15 protein-coding genes are annotated in these 16,483 nt (G+C 50.6%); 6 read left to right on the top strand and 9 right to left on the bottom strand.

The genetic code is table 11. From position 1 onward, the window contains the following. Positions 1-144: 144 nt before the first annotated feature. Positions 145-396, bottom strand: a complete 252-nt coding sequence (locus GF404_11585; GenBank protein ID MBD3382823.1) for a hypothetical protein — start codon at positions 394-396, stop codon at positions 145-147. 256 nt (positions 397-652) lie between these two features. Continuing rightward, the gene (locus GF404_11580) at positions 653-1,072 is read right to left on the bottom strand and encodes a hypothetical protein (protein ID MBD3382822.1); all 420 of its coding nucleotides are present in this window, start codon (positions 1,070-1,072) and stop codon (positions 653-655) included. Between the two features lie 56 nt (positions 1,073-1,128). Here GF404_11580 and GF404_11575 point away from each other — a divergent pair, with 56 nt between their 5' ends. Beyond that, positions 1,129-2,040 (top strand): EamA family transporter, encoded by a 912-nt coding sequence (locus GF404_11575; GenBank protein ID MBD3382821.1) that lies wholly within the window; start codon positions 1,129-1,131, stop codon positions 2,038-2,040. Positions 2,041-2,056: 16 nt separating this feature from the next. Here GF404_11575 and GF404_11570 read toward each other — a convergent pair whose 3' ends face one another. After that, on the bottom strand, positions 2,057-2,884 hold the full coding sequence (locus tag GF404_11570; protein MBD3382820.1) for a hypothetical protein: 828 nt from the start codon (positions 2,882-2,884) through the stop codon (positions 2,057-2,059). A gap of 107 nt (positions 2,885-2,991) precedes the next feature. Here GF404_11570 and GF404_11565 point away from each other — a divergent pair, with 107 nt between their 5' ends. Both GF404_11565 and GF404_11560 read left to right on the top strand, forming a co-directional pair. Then, the gene (locus tag GF404_11565; GenBank protein MBD3382819.1) at positions 2,992-3,501 is read left to right on the top strand and encodes a hypothetical protein; all 510 of its coding nucleotides are present in this window, start codon (positions 2,992-2,994) and stop codon (positions 3,499-3,501) included. Continuing rightward, entirely contained in the window at positions 3,443-3,991 is a 549-nt protein-coding gene (locus tag GF404_11560; protein ID MBD3382818.1) for a hypothetical protein, read from the top strand. Before GF404_11565 ends, GF404_11560 begins: the two co-directional genes overlap by 59 nt. A 70-nt stretch (positions 3,992-4,061) precedes the next feature. Here the strand turns inward: GF404_11560 and pncB are convergent, their stop codons facing one another. Then, a complete protein-coding gene (gene pncB, locus GF404_11555; protein MBD3382817.1) occupies positions 4,062-5,648 on the bottom strand; it encodes a nicotinate phosphoribosyltransferase in 1,587 nt (528 codons plus the stop codon). Between the two features lie 57 nt (positions 5,649-5,705). Then, positions 5,706-6,743, bottom strand: coding sequence for an isochorismatase (locus GF404_11550; GenBank protein MBD3382816.1), 1,038 nt, complete (start codon positions 6,741-6,743; stop codon positions 5,706-5,708). A 359-nt stretch (positions 6,744-7,102) separates the two neighbouring features. On the opposite strand from GF404_11550, the gene GF404_11545 reads away from it, so the two are divergent. The 3 genes from GF404_11545 to GF404_11535 all read left to right on the top strand — a co-directional run bounded on the left by GF404_11545 (position 7,103) and on the right by GF404_11535 (position 9,359). Further along, entirely contained in the window at positions 7,103-7,555 is a 453-nt protein-coding gene (locus GF404_11545) for a hypothetical protein (protein MBD3382815.1), read from the top strand. A 19-nt stretch (positions 7,556-7,574) separates the two neighbouring features. Then, a complete protein-coding gene (locus GF404_11540) occupies positions 7,575-8,009 on the top strand; it encodes a hypothetical protein (protein MBD3382814.1) in 435 nt (144 codons plus the stop codon). A gap of 108 nt (positions 8,010-8,117) precedes the next feature. Beyond that, on the top strand, positions 8,118-9,359 hold the full coding sequence (locus GF404_11535) for a cation:proton antiporter (protein MBD3382813.1): 1,242 nt from the start codon (positions 8,118-8,120) through the stop codon (positions 9,357-9,359). A gap of 100 nt (positions 9,360-9,459) precedes the next feature. On the opposite strand, the gene GF404_11530 is transcribed toward GF404_11535, so the two are convergent. The 4 genes from GF404_11530 to nuoL form a co-directional block, all read right to left on the bottom strand. Then, positions 9,460-11,406 (bottom strand): aconitate hydratase, encoded by a 1,947-nt coding sequence (locus GF404_11530; GenBank protein ID MBD3382812.1) that lies wholly within the window; start codon positions 11,404-11,406, stop codon positions 9,460-9,462. 137 nt (positions 11,407-11,543) lie between these two features. After that, positions 11,544-12,983, bottom strand: coding sequence for an NADH-quinone oxidoreductase subunit NuoN (gene nuoN, locus GF404_11525; GenBank protein ID MBD3382811.1), 1,440 nt, complete (start codon positions 12,981-12,983; stop codon positions 11,544-11,546). Beyond that, complete coding sequence (gene nuoM / locus GF404_11520; protein MBD3382810.1) at positions 12,983-14,536, bottom strand: NADH-quinone oxidoreductase subunit M; 1,554 nt, start codon at positions 14,534-14,536, stop codon at positions 12,983-12,985. The genes nuoN and nuoM overlap by 1 nt, the downstream gene beginning before the upstream one ends. After that, positions 14,533-16,422 carry an NADH-quinone oxidoreductase subunit L gene (gene nuoL, locus GF404_11515; protein MBD3382809.1) on the bottom strand — a complete coding sequence of 630 codons (1,890 nt, stop codon included), beginning with the start codon at positions 16,420-16,422 and terminating at the stop codon, positions 14,533-14,535. Before nuoL ends, nuoM begins: the two co-directional genes overlap by 4 nt. Between the last annotated feature and the right edge of the window lie 61 nt (positions 16,423-16,483).

The raw sequence follows: 16,483 nt of genomic DNA, 5'->3' as shown, positions 1-16,483 counted from the left end.
TATCAACTGCGCGGCTTATTGGATTCGGCCCGCATGCGCTATGTGGAACTGCCTGGTTCCAAGAGCCGTGTGGCACAGCTTATGCCATAAAAAAACAGCCCTTTAAAGGGCTGTCATATAGAACATCCTGTTGTAATAATCCAATCAGCTACCGCAACATCCGCCTTTGTCCTCGTCAGTGCCGCATCCGCTCTCTCCTGCTGAACCGCAGGCACCAGGTTTGCAACCTTCACCGATCTTGATCGAGTAGCCACTCTGACCCATCGGGTTGTTGACGAAATCGACTTTGATGTCGCCGTGAGGCGCCAGAAATTCTGCCAGCCTCGGGTCCATGTAAGCGGTAATACCGTTCGATTCGAATTTCTTTAATCCATCCGTTGACTCATCCAGAGCCATACCCAACTGGGGACCGCTTCAACCAGCGCCCATATAGTACAGGATCAGGCTCTTGCCTTTGGCCTGTTCCGAATCAAGCACCTTGTTGAGTTCAACTGAGGCAGTTTCGGAAATGTTAAGCATACTTAAGCCACCTTTCGGTTCTATCTGTAAATACGATCGGCAATTTAACCAATCGCCTGAAAAAAACAAGCGATTTTGCCCGATTGTTCCACAAACTCTACAGTTATACGCGCGGTTGCCTGGCTGGTTTGCGCTATCGGGGACGAATATCCTTAAACAGACGAGCCAGCGGGAATCCCGGTGCCGAGAGCTTCAGGTCATGGAAGTAACCGAATGGCGTCTGGGCGGTTCGATAGCCAGCCTGGATCAGGCGCTGTTCGGCGCTGTCGAACAACTGCCTGGTAAAATCTGCTTCAGCTTTCGATTCCGACAGGTGTGCAAATGAATGCAGGATAACCAGTTCAGTCTCATTCTTGCGGGCCGCCCACTTCAGGTTTTTGACCAGCTTGGTCTCGATATAACCGGCATCATCCTGGTCCTCGGCTTCGATCTGGATGAATCCGACCAGGGCTTTTTCGAACACTCGCCCGTCTGTCACCTCCGGGGCTTCCTCGAGAGTTTTCATAGTCGGGGTGTAGCCGAAACTGTCGGCGTAAATCATCAGAAGTTTCATCGCATTCCTTTCGGTTTGTCGATTGAATTTTAGAAATATAAGGCTATATTAACGATATGAAAGGATATTTTTATATCGCATCCTCGGGTATTCTCTACGGCACCATCCCGATTTTCGCCACTTACCTGAGCCGTTACGAGGTATCCACGATCCAGCAGGTCATCCTGAGAATCGCGATTTGTCTGGTCGTGTTTCTGATCTACAACCGTCTCAACCCTAACAGCAGTCTGCGCCTTAAATCTTCAGATTACAAGCATTTCGGCTGGTTCGGACTGGTCGGAATCGCGCTGTTTTTCATGTTCTACCTATCCTCGGCTGTTTTGGTCGGGGTCGCGACCGCGGTGCTTTTACTGTACACTCAACCTGTTTATACCATGATTTTGTCTGCTTTGCTCTTGAAAGAGAAGATCAGTATCTACGGTATCCTCGCGGCAGTTTTATCCCTGGTTGGAGTGATCGTAATCGTACAGATCTGGGACCTGAAACAGTCCGGGTTCTCATTCGGCCATGTCTGCGGACTGCTTTCCGGATTGGGTTATTCAATTTATATAATATTCATGCGCAAATTTGCCGGCCATAAGCACTATCCTTCTTTGACGATTACGTTCTGGTCATTTTTGTCCGGGTTGATCTGGCTTCTGCTTCTCTGGCCGGTATTCATGGTTATCTTCAGCGAGCCGGAAATTTCGGCTATCAGCCTGCCTCTCGACTGGCGAATCTGGCTGTTTTTGCTGGGGTTCGCGCTTCTGCCTACATTATTTGCTTACCTGCTGTTCAATCGCGGGATCGCTACCGTGCAGTCGCATCGGGCCGGGCTGATGGTGCTCCTGGAGCCGGTCAGTGCGGTCCTGATGGGCTGGTTGCTTCTTAATCAAACCCTCAAGTCGACCGATCTGGCAGGGGGAGCATTGATAATCTCCGCTCTGCTGATACTCCAGTTCGACCGGGCTAAAGCTGATAACTCGTAATTATTTTCAATTATTGTCAATTTTTGCGATGGCTCTGAAGAGAACGGTTGTTCTGCTGTTTGCGGATAGACATCAGAAAATCATAGATGTAGTAAGATGGATACCCAATCCCGAACTCGGTGTCAGGCATCAGTGCCGCCACAACCCCGATGAAAAAGCTCCTCTGGCCGATATTGGCGATTATCGGCGCGCCCGAATCGCCCGGGCGGATACTGACGTCCAGAAGCAGAAAGTTAGCGGTTTTGCGTTCGCCGTCGATCGAAAGCGAGTAATCATCAGTGGTATACAACGCGATCTTACCGAAGCGGGAGGTGTGATAATTGATGTTGTCGAATGGGATCATGGTGGTCAGGGAAAAGCCGACGATCTCGACTTCTGTGCCCTCGTCGATGCCGATATATGTCAGGGCCCGCTTGTCCATGATCAGGTTGCCGTCAAAAGCGATGATCGGTTCGATTCTGCGCAGGGTCTTGTGAGGCTGGTCGAGCAGGATCGCCACCAGATCGATGTTTTTATCGGGATGCTCGATAAACAGCTTTTCACGCTTATCTTTGAGATGAAGGGTATGTACAGAGGTATCCGAAACTACCTGGCGGGTGGTCCGGAGGCGATTCTTGCGCATGAACACGAAATCGAAATATTCACCGGTCGAGTCCTGGAGGACATGCTTGCAGGTCAATAGCACCTTGCCGAGAACGCTGTCCTCGATTGCGAAAGCAGTCCCGAAATAGCCATCAGGTTGCATGATTTCGAAGATCGAGAGCTTGTTTTCCTCGTCGAAAGCCTGCGCCGTGGCTAAAGCTGTTAGCGCCAGAAGTATTAATAGTGTCGTCTTAATTTTCATGATCGCTTCCCGATAACAAAAAACATCCTCCGGCGATAAAGTCAATCTTAAAGCAAATAGATCGGCCTCTGTATTGACTTATCGGCCTGAGTGCGCTATGTTTTGACATGGCCGAAAACCAAACCGACAGAAAGCACGATGAGCGACCGCTTTACGAGTGGGTCTTCCAACCGGCCACAGCCAACTGGATAGTGACCGCTTTGGTGACTGTATTTCTGTTTCTGCTTCTCGTGCTGGTTTACTACCTGACCCAGTCGCGCTTTTTTACAATTATCGGCACTGTCGTTTTGGTCGGGTCGATGCGTTCTTTTTATTTTCCGACCACTTACAGGTTATACGAAGACCATATCGAAGTGGTCTACACGATTTCCAAATCGGTCAAGAAATGGGGCATGTTCCGTTCGTATTATCCTGAGAAGAACGGCGTGTTCCTTTCGACATTCGCACGGCCGTCGCGGATGGAAAACTTTCGCGGATTGTTTTTGAAATACGGTGCGGCCGACCGCGACAGGATTCTGGAGATAGTCAGGCAAAAAATTAAAACGGAAGAAGAGGAAGATGAGCGATCAGGAGAGGATGTTTCCGCTTCCGCCCCGGAAGAACCAGAAAACAGATAGCGAAGAAAAACTGCCTCCCGAACAGGAGGAAGTACTCGATAAGGTCGCCAAAAAGGTGGTCGAAAAGCGCATGACCGTGCCGGCTCTGATGTTTATTGAGTCAGTCAAACCGCTCAATTTCATCGGTTCGCAGGTGATGGTTTTCTTTGAGCCGATTGTACAATCCCTGTTCGATTTCAGGAGCTACACTATCTTCCGCGAGGCGATCGAAAGCCGCGATAATGTCGAACTTCTGATGCAGAAGATAGAAAAATATGACGCCCGCTCGGTCAAATTCGAACGAGCTTATAAGATCATGAAAAAGCGTCACATGAAGGGTAAACCGTTTCTGTATAAGCTCAAAAGATGGTTTCTCGGTTACCGTGTCCCCACCGAAGAGGTCAGAGATTTCGCGCGTCAGCTCGAAGAGGAAAAAAAGCGGAAACGGGACTCTCAATCTTCCTCTAAGGATACCGGCAGGACAGGTTTTGACGATAAAGACAAACAGTAATTCATGTTAACTTCATCGTAAAGAGATCAAAATCAGTTATTGTTTTTACATTTAAGTATGACCCGCCGTTTTACTTGATCTCGCGTACGGGCGCCTCACGTTTCCACATTGTGTGTGAAAAATTAAACAGCTTTTCGCTCAGTGAGACCTTGTAGGGAGTCGGGTTGAGTGCCCGCAGATGATCCCTGCGCAGGGACTTGACTTTCCGCATTGAGTACTTGCGGATATCCGTCAGTGCGCGGTTGTCGTCTCTTATTTTACCATCCCAAACCAGATGATGCAGTGCTTCCACGCGCTCCGGGGTGACATAGGTTCGCTTGTTGGCCTCAAATGGGTGACAGCACAATACCTTTTTCCCGGCTCGTGGTTTTTCTTCATCCTCCATTATCATCAAATCCAGAATTGGATGACCCTGTTCACCATAAAGGCGGTAACCATCTTTTTTTGCTGGCAGAGTCATCTTGGCAATGCTTTCCGAGAGCTTGATCCGTGCTTCGGAGTTTATCTCTACCAGCTTGTAAACACATCCCAGAGATGGATCTTTCTGGCAGGTCACCAGGTGGGTTCCGATTCCGAAGATATCTATCTCGTGTCCCTGCTCTGCCAGCGAACGCAGGGTTTCCTCGTTGATTTCGTTGGAGGCCACTATCTTGAGGTTTGAAAAGTCGAGTTCATATCTTTTGCCCGTTTCGATGAACATCCGGCGGGTCTCTTTCGACAGGTGCGAGAGATCACCGGAGTCGAGCCTTATACCAATCGGATCGTAACCGATTTCGTTCAATGCCAGCGCGACGCAGAGGAAATTTGGTACACCTGAATCGAGTGTGTCATAGGTATCCACAAGGGCCAGAAAGCCGTTTGGAAAAGCCTGGGCGTAGGCGATAAAAGCCGCCAATTCACCCTCGTTGGTGCTATCAAAAGCGAGTTCTTCGCGATATTTCAATACAATTTCGAGAAATCCACTTTGCTTACCCCGGAAGTCATCGATTGATTTGCTCCTGAGGTCTTCAAGTTTTGCGAATGAAGAAATATATGAATGTGCCTGTGTCCCGCTGACAGGTATATCGAATAAGCGACCGGCCAGCATGTCGCTGGACCCATCGAAGCCCCCCAGGTAGCTGTAACGCGCCGCCGAGACCGCACCGTCGGGACCCTGTGCCCGTCTCATACCGAATTCGATCAGGATCTTGTCCACTCCCGCCGCCAGTCTCATACGGGCCGCGTTTGTGGCTACCAGGCTGGGGTAACTGACCAGGTTGAGCAGAGTAGTCTCCAGAAGCTGGCAGATACCCAGAGGCCCTTCAACCCGCATCATCGGTACGCGTGGGAAGACCAGGTTGCCTTCACTGTGAGAATAGATTTTAACTTCGGCGCAATCCAGGCGTTTGAGCCAGTCCTTGAATTCGGGGGTACAGCGGGGAAGCTGGGTGCAGATATATTCGATTTCATCATCACTGTAACTGAAACTGCTGACGAACTTCAAAGCTTCGGAAAGACCCGCAAAAACGGTGAATTCGCCGTTAAAAGGATTATTGCGAAAGAACATGTCGAAGCAGGCTTTTTCTTCATGTCGCCCGGCATGAAAATAGGCGTAGGCCATAGTCAACTGGTATTGGTCGGTCAACAGCGGACGTACGAGGTTACTGGCGGGTTTCAAAATCTGCCTCCTGTATTCAGTTTCTTTGGAGCGGATGATATTTCCGAATTGATCCACTTAAAATTTCATGCCCGGCCATGACGATATCGGATCTGTCGATTTGACCAGTTTCATCCCCGCCCGGGCGAAGCGTTCGAATGCGCTTTCGGCTTGTTCTGTAAAGTCGACCGCGTTTGGTATCACCACCGCGGAACTGCAGTCCTCGAGGAGATAAACTTTTTCGGCTAAGTTTGGATCGCGAGACTGTATCTCCAAAAGAAGATCCTCGACCGTCCAGGCCACACAATGGCTTTTGGCCTGCCCGGCAATCAGGATTCTGTCGTAGCCGAGAATGCGATCAAAAAAGGTTTTGTTCTCCGAGGCGATTTTTTGACCATTTTCGTCCCGGTCGACTTCCGGGCGAAATATAGAGTAATTCTCGGCCATTGGTATCTCGCCTTTTATCTCGATATGCGGTTGTCTCTGCCTTGTCATGGTAAAGAAAAACAGGGCCTCCTCGATGGCGGACACGAGCGCATGGCCGATACCACCCAGCATGGCATGGTAAGGCCAGATCATCAGTTGCAGGCGTCCGCTCTGTTCGAGTTGTCGTACATAGTATTCGAGGTAATCCTGAAGGCGTTTTTGGCTTTGCCCGTCGAAGTTATCCGTGATATCAGGATTGACCATGTACCTGCCGGATTTGATATCATCCAGTGAAATCTGCGTGTTCGGTTCGGGATAGTCACCGTTTTTGTCGACCAAAAAGATCGGATGAAAGATCTGGAGTGCACGATGAGTATCCATGGAAGCAATAATATCCGAAAACAAGCCGATATTTTTATAGACAAATTCACAGATACGGGCGCTGTCTAAAACGGCGGCATTGCCCGATCTTCCGGCTACGAAGAGCTCGAAACCGGGTGTACAGAAAGTATTCTGGCAGTCGATCAAGAGAAGACAGATCCTGTGGCCGGGCATGTATTCAGCATTGAGCTGATGCTCTTTGCGCCAGCTGATCGCTTCTTCGGCCAGCTTTTGATAGTTTACTTTATAGACCTGGTCTATACGGCTTTTGTAATAATGTGCTGGCAGTGGTAGTTCTTCATAACTCATATTAAATCTCGATTATCTCGTTAAAAAACTCATATGAATATCATGTAGCCCAAATAATCATAAGAAGAAATATATTCCTTGGCAAGCCGATAACTCCTCTCCTGTTTTGATGTATGGTGCCTGAGTCAGCGATATAAAACCCGAATTAATACTCGTAAATCACACACAGACAAGCACATAAATACGTTTATCCAGCCAGTCTAATGTTTCTCCTGCGTAGCGACTCTACGCAATCAATACGTGATGATTTAGCATTGCGAGTATAAAAAATTGGGAATATTGTTATCCATGTTTTGTTTTAGACACTGAACGCAATGGTAGATTGAGGATAGTTGAAATGAGATTGAATGGAGGCATGAATGACGGTTAGGGGAATAAATGTAAAAAGCCTGCTGTTTGCGGGTTTTGTGTCCGGGTACCTGATGTATTTCATCGATAAGTACTTCGGCGGGTTTCTGGGTTTGTTCGGTATGTTCCCGGGGACTGATAACCTGTGGTGGATGATCGAGCATCATATCGACAGCATCATCTTTGCCCTGGCGTTTGCCTGGCCGTTTGTTTACCTGAAACTTCCAGGCGAAGGCTGGTTCAAGGGGTTGGGATTCGGACTGATCTGGACTGTCGCCCTGACGATTACATCGGTAATAGCCGGTGCGCTTGGTTCTGATATATTCAAACAAATGGCAAAGTTATCCGTTTCTTCAGCTGTAAATATGCTGGTATTGCATCTGGTGTGGGGATTTTTTCTGGGAGTTCTGTATCAACCGCCGGAATCTATCCAACGGAGTTTTAAACCAACAGTCAATCGTTAAAAAAATACGGGGAGATATTATGTTTACTCACAAAAAAGCAAATTTGTTTTCGATAACCGTAATATTCGCATTTCTAAGTATAATAGCTGGAGCCTGTGGAGGCGGAGGTGACGGAGAAGCTGAAGAGGAGATGTATCCGACCACGGACACGATGGAGACCGCGCCTCCGGTTGCAGAAGAAATCCTGATTATCGACACCTCTTTTAATCCCGACAGCCTGCGGATCGTCGAGGGGAGACAGGTGACCTGGGTCAATAATGATTCCATTCCACATACCGTTACCAGTGGATATCCCGACAGCCAGACAGATATGTTCGACAGCGGTGAGCTTGAAACCCATGACAGCTTCAGTCATTTTTTCAATTCGGCCGGAGTATACAGGTATTACTGCAAATACCATCCCGAACTTATGACCGGTGTGATAGTGGTCCTCGACCGCAGTGGAACATATTGACCAGATATCTTTTCAATTTAACTGACAAAGCTTAGATTCTTGAATATTAGATAGTGGCCGCCCGGGGGAGTTCTCCCCGGTTCGGTCTGGCAGGAATATATACCAGTTATGGAACTTCTATACATACTTCTGGTGCTGTTGGTACTGACCCGCGGTTTCGGAGAGATCGCTATTCGCTTCAAGCAACCGCCCCTGGTTGGAGAGCTTTTGGCCGGGATTCTTCTCGGCATGGTTGCCGGTCATTTCTCGGGCACATTTCCTGTGCTGGCCGACCTGACCGACAATGAAGTCTTTATGTCGCTGACCGATCTGGGGATTTTCTTTTTGATGCTTCTGGGCGGGATCGAGATGCGTCCACGGCAGATAGTTCAGGAATCGGGTGGATCGCTGATAGTCGCACTCTCCGCTATGCTGTTACCACTGGGGACCGGTCTTGCGCTCGGTTACATCTTTCTGCCTGAATCCGAATATCAACTGGCACAGGCACTGTTTCTGGGTACCGGACTTGCGATCACCGCGGTACCGGTGGCGATCAGGGTACTTTTGGACCTCAATCTGCTGGATACCCGGCCCGGCCAGTTGATCGTTTCCGCGGCTGTATACGACGATATCCTCAGCCTTGTTTTGCTGGCGGTATTGACTGGAATTATCAAGACCGGGGGATTGCCGGATCTGCAATCGCTTCTTTTTTTGATCGGACAGATACTGATCTTCGGTGTCGTCACGGTAGCCTTAGGGCTCTATGTACTGCCCCGGGTGCATAAAAAGATGATGCGTTATGTAAAGCTGGATGAGCTTGAGCTCAGCCTGCTCTTGATCGTGGCTCTGGGCTTTTCAGTTTTGGCAGAACATCTCGGTATGCATTTCATACTGGGGGCTTTCGCCGCCGGGTTGTTCTTCAGCAGAAGGGTCATCGAGGACAGGGTTTATGAAGAAGTTAAACAGAAGATCTCGGGAATCACGACCGGTTTTCTGGCGCCCTTGTTTTTCGCGTCGATCGGCATGCATCTCGATTTGAGTGCTTTTACGGCAATACCATTATTTCTTTTTGTCCTGATCGCGGTCGCCTTTTTGACCAAGCTGGTCGGGGCCTCAGTACCGGCTCGCCTGATCGGCCTCTCCGGCCGTAACAGCCTGGCGGTTGGAGTGGCCATGAGTTCGCGCGGAGCGGTGGAGCTGATTATCGCCGATATAGCGTTAAGGGCTGGTTTGTTCGAACTGCCCGATCCCGCCCCGCCAATAATCGCCAATATGTTCTCCGCAATCGTAATCGTCGCCATAATAACTACTGTTGTGGTACCGATCGTTATGCGCCCGCTGATGTCAGGAAGATCCGGTCACAAGCGATGATAATAGCTATATAGCTACATATTAACCAGGCAGGATCATTCTTCGATTCTGGCAGTCGACCTGATGATGCGCACTCCTGGAACTTTAGCGTTTAAACCGGTCAGCTATCGAACTTCTGGCGGAAGATGTTGATCAGACTGCCGGCCAGCATCATCTCGACCTGGCGTTCCGACATATCATGCCTCAGGATATAGCTCTCATCTTTGGTCTTGTTCCTGACGGTAAGCTGGTTGCCCTTGCGGATCGCCTCACACGCGTTTTCGATAATCAGCACATCCTCCTGATCGATCCTGTCGTAGTCGACCGGATCCTCGAAAGTGAGAGGCAGGATACCGAAATTGATCAGGTTCTGCCAGTGGATACGGGCGAAGCTTTTGACCAGTACCGCCCTGATTCCCAGGTAGCGGGGAGCGATGGCGGCATGTTCGCGGCTGGAGCCCTGACCGTAATTTTTGCCACCAACAACCAGAGAACCGGATTGTTTATATTCCATGGCGCGATTGTAATAGTTTTCATCGATCTGGGCGAAGGTGAACTTGCTGATTTCCGGGATGTTGGAACGCAACGGCAGGACTTTCGTGCCAGCCGGCATGATTTCATCGGTGGAGACATCATCCCCGGTTTTAAGCAGTACGGGTCCCTCGATCATGTCCGGCAATGGATCGAAGCTCGGAAGTGAACTGATATTTGGGCCTTTCTCCAGCTCGATTTTTTCGCCATCTTCGGACGGCGCGATCAGCATGGTAGTATTTATCTCTATCTTTTCCGGCTCCTCGAATTTTGGATATTCGAAATCGAGTGTGCGCGGATCTGTGATCACTCCGGTCAAAGCCGAAGCGGCGGCTGTTTCCGGGCTGCAGAGATAGACCGCGTCCTCTTTGGTTCCTGATCTTCCGGGAAAGTTACGCGGTACTGTACGCAGGCTGATCCGTCCGGTAGCCGGTGCCTGCCCCATACCGATACAACCGTTGCATCCCGGTTGATGAATCCGTCCCCCAGCACGGATCAACTTAGAAAGAAGTCCCATGCCGGTCAGATTTTCCAGTATCTGGCGCGAGGTCGGATTGACATCCAGCGAAACCCGGTCGTGCACCTGGCGTTTGTCGACGATCAGAGCGGCGATCGCGAAATCACGCAATCCCGGATTGGCCGAGGAACCGACCATCGCCTGGTAAATATCTTTGCCGGCTACTTCGCTGACCGGTACGACATTGCCGGGACTGGTCGGTTTTGCGATCAAAGGTTCAAGCGATGACAGATCGATCTGATCGGTTTCATCGTATTCAGCGCCCTGGTCGGCTTTCAACTCGGTCCAGTCCTCTTCACGATTCTGGGTTTTCAAAAACTTTCTCAATTCCTCATCTGCCGGAAAAACGGTCGTGGTCGCGCCCAGCTCCGCGCCCATGTTGGCGATTACGTGACGATCCATAGCGGTCAGGCTTTTCAGTCCGGGGCCGTAGTATTCGATAATCTTGCCGACTCCACCCGAGACACCATGACGACGCAGCATCTCCAGAATGACATCCTTGGCTGAGACCCACTCGGGAAGCTCACCGGTCAACTCGACACCCATGATTTTCGGCATCTTGACAAAATACGGGTCACCGGCCATGGCGATAGCGACCTCCAGACCACCCGCGCCCATCGCCAGCATACCCATCGAACCGGCCGAGCAGGTATGGCTGTCGGAGCCCAGCAGGCTTTTGCCGGGCCTGCCGAAACGTTCCATATGAACCGGATGGCTGACACCGTTGCCGGGACGGCTGTACCATACACCGAAACGACGGCATGCGCTGAGCAGGAAAAGATGGTCATCGGGATTCTTAAAATCGGTTTGCAAAAGATTATGGTCGACATACTGGGCCGACAGCTCGGTCTGTACTCTCTTGAGGTTCATCGCCTCCAGTTCCAGCATCACCATGGTGCCGGTGGCGTCCTGTGTCAGGGTTTGATCGATCTTGAGCCCGATCTCCACGCCGGGCGTCATCTCGCCCGAAAGCAGATGACTCTCGATCAGTTTCTGTGCTACGTTCTTTTTTGTGCTCATATCAATTCATCTATTTCTGAGGTTTAAAGTGTTTCCATGTCAACATTCGTACATTTATAAAATATCAATACAAGTCCGCATGTTCCAGTTGAATTATCCATATCCGGAAAGATTTTCTATTGATAAACTGAGGTAAATTACTTCAGGATGAAACTATCCACGAGGCCGTCGATAAGACTGAGCAGGTTGTCAGGGAATATTCCGAAATAAATTAAAAGTACGGTCAGTATAGTCATAAGCATTTGACCGGAAAAAGGTACTTTCACACGAGAATAATCGAGCTCTTTTGGAGCGTCGGAAAACATAGCCGCAACGATTCGCAGATAGTAATATATTCCGATCGCGCTGTTGACTATCAGGATGATGATCAAAGCCCAGAGTGAGCTTTCGACTCCGGCCACGACCACCATAAATTTGCCGATGAAACCGCCGGTCAGGGGTATCCCTGCCAGGGACATCAGCATCGCGGTGAACACGATCGCGATCAAAGGCTGTCGCCAGAATATCCCGCGGAAGGAGTCGATATCGGTCGGTTCACCCTTCCTGTTGGAAAGCAGGCTGACCAGCCCGAAGGCACCCAGAGTGGTGATGAAATAAACGACCAGATAATATGATATCGCGCTGACCGCGCTCTCGCGGTAAGCCAACAAAGCGACCAGTATATATCCCAGGTGAGCGATCGAGGAATAGGCCAGTATGCGTTTGACGTTCTTCTGCATCAAAGCCAGAATATTTCCGGCAAACATCGAAGCGCCCGCGATTATGCTCAAGACCAGAACGACTGAACCGAATTGAGATACCGCGCCGGAAAAGAAAAGACGCAGTAATACCGCCACGACAGCACCCTTGGAGACAGTCGCCACAAACGCTGTCACCGGTGCGGGTGCGCCCTCGTAGACATCGGCAGTCCACATGTGAAACGGCACCACCGCCAGCTTGAAGCCGATTCCGACCAGCATAAAGGCGAGCCCGGCCAAAAACAACATACTGGTCTGCCATCCCTGTTGCGCATATTCAACAATCGGACCTGTGAACTCGAGACTTCCGGTTTCGAAATATAAAAATGCCATACCCATCAGCAAAAAAGCCGAGGAGGCCGCCGCCAGGATCAGGTATTTTACACCAGCCTCCAGTGAGAATGAACTGTCGCGCAGGTACGCGATCATTACATACAAGCTGACAGTCATCAGTTCCAGACCCAGGAAAAACGAAACGAAATTGATCGATGACGACAAAACTGAAGCGCCCAGAATGGCCAGAAGCAGAACCGGGTAGAATTCTTCTCTGTGTTCGTCATGATTATACAGGTAGTCATATCCGAGAAACGCGATTACTATACCGGATGATAAAAACAGTCCGGTAAAGAACTGAGCCGCCGGTCCGAAAACCAGCAGGCCATAGGTGCTTTCCGCGGTATCATTAGTAAATAATGTTATAAAAGCGGCGATCATGCCGATTACAGAAAGCCCCATTGCGAAGGCATGATTTCGTTTGATCGAGATCGCGATAATTATCATTAGCGAGACGGCCGCTAAAATAATATATGGAAGGGGCGCGTTAAGATATGCCGACTGCATCAATCGCCTCCCTTCGAAAATCTGCGATCGCGATCTGCTTCGGTCAGGTCAACTCCCGAATACTCAGGCTTGTCGATCGTGTTGATTCGTTCTAAGCGCTCGATTGCGGGCTGGGCAGTGTCGATCACCGGTTGCGGGAAAAGTCCCAGTATTACCAAGGGTATGATCATCAACGCAAAAATCAGTATGAAACGGGGTGACAGGTCCCTGATTTTCCAATCGGCCCGTTTCTCTCCATGAAAAGTCTGCTGGATGATCCAGAGGGAGTAGATGGCGGCAAAGACCAGGCCGGTTGCGGCCGCGATAGTCAGGATGACATCGGTCTGAAAAGTGCCGATCAAAACCAGGAATTCGCCCACGAAGTTGCCCAGTCCGGGCAGTCCCAGAGAAGCCAGCGCGAAAAACATCGCCACACCGCCGAAACGTGGCAGGTTTTCCCACATACCCCCCATCCGGTTCATGTCGCGCGTATGTATCTGTTCCTGCAGATGCCCGGCAATGATAAACAGTCCGCCGGTGGAGAGGCCGTGACAGATCATCTGCATCACCACACCCTGCAGGGCGAGTTGATTGAAGGTGAAGATACCGAGTATGACGAAGCCCATATGACTGACCGAGGTGTAGGCCACCAGCCGTTTCAGGTCAGTCTGACCGAAAGCTAAGATTGCGCCGTAGATTATCCCTACCACCCCGATGATCATAGCCGCCGGAGCGATATATTCGGAGGCCTCGGGAAACAGAGGCAACACAAACCGCAAAAAACCATAGGCACCGGTCTTCAGAAGCAGTCCGGCCAGGATAACTGAACCTGCTGTGGGCGCCTCGGTATGGGCATCAGCCAGCCAGGGATGAAATGGAAACGCCGGCAGTTTGACCGCGAAGGCGGCAAAGAATCCGAGCATCAGCCAGCGTCCCACAGAGACCGCCAGCGGAGTGCCCAGAAGATCGTTATAGTTAAATGTATAAATTCCGGTCTGATTCTGGTGCACAAAGTACAGCCCCAGTATCGCCGCCAGCATCAGAAGGCCTGAAAGCTGAGTGAAGATGAAGAATTTGACCGCGGCATAGAGGCGTTTTTCGTGGCCCCAGATACCGATCAAAAAGTACATCGGAACCAGCATCAGCTCCCAGAAGAAGTAGAATAAAAACAGGTCGAGGGCCATGAATACGCCGATGATTCCGGCCATGATCCACATCAGGTTAAAATGGAAAAAGCCGACTTTTTTTGTGATCTCGCTCCATGAGGTCGCTACTGCCAGCACTCCCAGAAATGCCGAGAGCACGATCATCAGGATACTGAGCCCGTCCACACCCAGATAGAAACTGATCCCCAGTTGCGGGACCCATGCGAGGCTGTATTCGATCAGCCATCCACCCCCGGCCACAAGATCGATCTGCTCGAAATGCTTAAACCAGAGGCTGAGTGCCAAAGCCAGGTCGGCGAGCATGGCCAGTAGTGATATCCAGCGGGCGAAGAGATGATTGTTGCGTCCGAAGATCCAGGCCAGAAGCCCGGCCGCCAGAGGAATGATCAGAAGCCAGACTAAAATCATGAGAACACCACCAGCCAGATTACAATCACCGCGCCCAGAGCGATCCCGCCGGCGTAGAAACGCAGTTTGCCGTTTTGGGTCAGGCTGAACGTGAAATGCATCAGTTTTGTCAACAGCGCGATGAATTTATAGAATGAATCGACTACATCATCTTTGTTGACTTTGGCCAGACTGACGAATGGATAGACGAACTGACGGTAATAGATCCGATCAAAACCCCATCCGGCAATAAAGAACCGATACAGGGATTTACCCGGTCCTCGACGCCCGATGTTTTCAGCCAGCTCAGGTTTGCGGAGATAAAACAGGTAGGCGATATAGACACCGCTTAAAGTTACCACCAATGCGATCAGCTGGAAGAGCAGTTCGGTCGTGATGCTGTAATGAACTTGTATATGCGGTAAAACTGAATGCATGAACTTACCGAAGGGTGCGAAATGGCCCAGGGTATGAGGCATCTCCACAAATCCTCCCACAGTCGCCAGCACCGCCAAGACGATAAGGGGCAGCTTGATTCTGTTTCCGGGCAGTGTTTCGGGTATAATTTTGGCCTCGCCGAAGAAGGTTACAAAGATCATCCGGAAAGTGTATATGGCCGTAATCAGGGCTCCCATAATTCCCGCCAGCCAGAAGATCGGCCCGCCCGCGGGCGAGGTCCAGGCTTTCCACAGGATCAGATCCTTGCTGTAGAATCCGGAGGTTACCAATGGCAACGCCGCCAGGGAAGCTCCGCCGACTAAAAATGTCCAGAAGGTGGTCGGCATATGTTTTCTCATCCCGCCCATCTTGAACATATCGTGTTCGTGATGCAGAGAAAGTATCAGCGCGCCGGCGCCCAAAAACAGCAAGGCCTTGAAGAAGGCGTGGGTCATGAAATGAAACATCGCCGCGGAATATGCGCCCACGCCCAGTGCTAAGAACATATATCCGATCTGGCTGATAGTAGAATAGGCTAAGACGCGTTTGATATCACGTTGTGCCAGCGCGCTGCATCCGGCGATCAGAAGCGTGGCCGCGCCGATGATGGCGACTATGGTCTGTGCCAGAGGCGCCAGTTCGAAAATCACATGGGTTCTGGCGATCAGGTAAACGCCGGCGGTAACCATGGTGGCGGCATGAATAAGCGCGCTGACCGGTGTCGGACCAGCCATAGCATCCGGCAGCCAGGTTTGAAGCGGAAGCTGGGCCGATTTACCGACCGCTCCACCCAGAAGCAGAAGCGCGGAGGCAACCGCAAGCTGTGAACCAGGCTCCCAGTTTTGAAGCGCGCTGTCCATCAACTGTTGGATGTTCAATGTATCCAGGTTGAAAAAGAGCAGAAACAGTCCGATCGCCAGGGCGGTATCGCCTATTCTGGTTACGATAAACGCTTTGCGGGCGGCCGCGCCGTTGGCGCGATCCTTATACCAGAATCCGATCAAAAGATAACTGCACAGGCCGACACCCTCCCAGCCCAGATACAGAAGCACCAGGTTAGCGCCCATCACCAGAGTCAACATCGAACCGACGAAGAGATTCATGTAGGCGAAAAAGCGGCTGTACCCTTCATCGTCGGACATAAACTCGCTGGAATAGAGATGAATCAGGAAGGCCACGAAGGTCACCACCAGGATCATCAGAAGCGAGAGCGCGTCCAGATGAAACGATATCGACAGGCTTAAGCCGCCTACTTCGAACCATGACCAGAGCGTCTGAACGAAACTGCCACCTTCAGGCGGAGCAGTCATGAACTCGATTCCGATCAGGATTGCGATAATTGCTGACAATCCGATCGAACCAACACCGATCAGGGTATTGATACTTTTCGGCAGGCGCCTGCCCAGAAGTGCCAGGATCGTGAACCCGGCAAAAGGCAAAGCCGGTATCAGCCAGAGTAAATTCAGCACATCAACCTTTCATCTTACTGACGGAGTCGAGATCCAGAGTTTTGAACTTACGCCGCAACGC

It is taken from the genome of Candidatus Zixiibacteriota bacterium (assembly GCA_014728145.1).
Lineage (GTDB): Bacteria > Zixibacteria > MSB-5A5 > JAABVY01 > JAABVY01 > WJMC01.
This window is presented reverse-complemented; position numbering and strand designations above follow the sequence as displayed.

Excerpts from the sequence above, each read along its gene's own strand:
- GF404_11585 (MBD3382823.1), bottom strand. The coding sequence starts at position 396 with ATGGCTCTGGATGAGTCAACGGATGGATTAAAGAAATTCGAATCGAAC.
- GF404_11580 (MBD3382822.1), bottom strand. The coding sequence starts at position 1,072 with ATGAAACTTCTGATGATTTACGCCGACAGTTTCGGCTACACCCCGACT.
- GF404_11575 (MBD3382821.1), top strand. The coding sequence starts at position 1,129 with ATGAAAGGATATTTTTATATCGCATCCTCGGGTATTCTCTACGGCACC.
- GF404_11570 (MBD3382820.1), bottom strand. The coding sequence starts at position 2,884 with ATGAAAATTAAGACGACACTATTAATACTTCTGGCGCTAACAGCTTTA.
- GF404_11565 (MBD3382819.1), top strand. The coding sequence starts at position 2,992 with ATGGCCGAAAACCAAACCGACAGAAAGCACGATGAGCGACCGCTTTAC.
- GF404_11560 (MBD3382818.1), top strand. The coding sequence starts at position 3,443 with ATGAGCGATCAGGAGAGGATGTTTCCGCTTCCGCCCCGGAAGAACCAG.
- GF404_11550 (MBD3382816.1), bottom strand. The coding sequence starts at position 6,743 with ATGAGTTATGAAGAACTACCACTGCCAGCACATTATTACAAAAGCCGT.
- GF404_11545 (MBD3382815.1), top strand. The coding sequence starts at position 7,103 with ATGACGGTTAGGGGAATAAATGTAAAAAGCCTGCTGTTTGCGGGTTTT.
- GF404_11540 (MBD3382814.1), top strand. The coding sequence starts at position 7,575 with ATGTTTACTCACAAAAAAGCAAATTTGTTTTCGATAACCGTAATATTC.
- GF404_11535 (MBD3382813.1), top strand. The coding sequence starts at position 8,118 with ATGGAACTTCTATACATACTTCTGGTGCTGTTGGTACTGACCCGCGGT.
- GF404_11530 (MBD3382812.1), bottom strand. The coding sequence starts at position 11,406 with ATGAGCACAAAAAAGAACGTAGCACAGAAACTGATCGAGAGTCATCTG.
- nuoN (MBD3382811.1), bottom strand. The coding sequence starts at position 12,983 with ATGCAGTCGGCATATCTTAACGCGCCCCTTCCATATATTATTTTAGCG.
- nuoM (MBD3382810.1), bottom strand. The coding sequence starts at position 14,536 with ATGATTTTAGTCTGGCTTCTGATCATTCCTCTGGCGGCCGGGCTTCTG.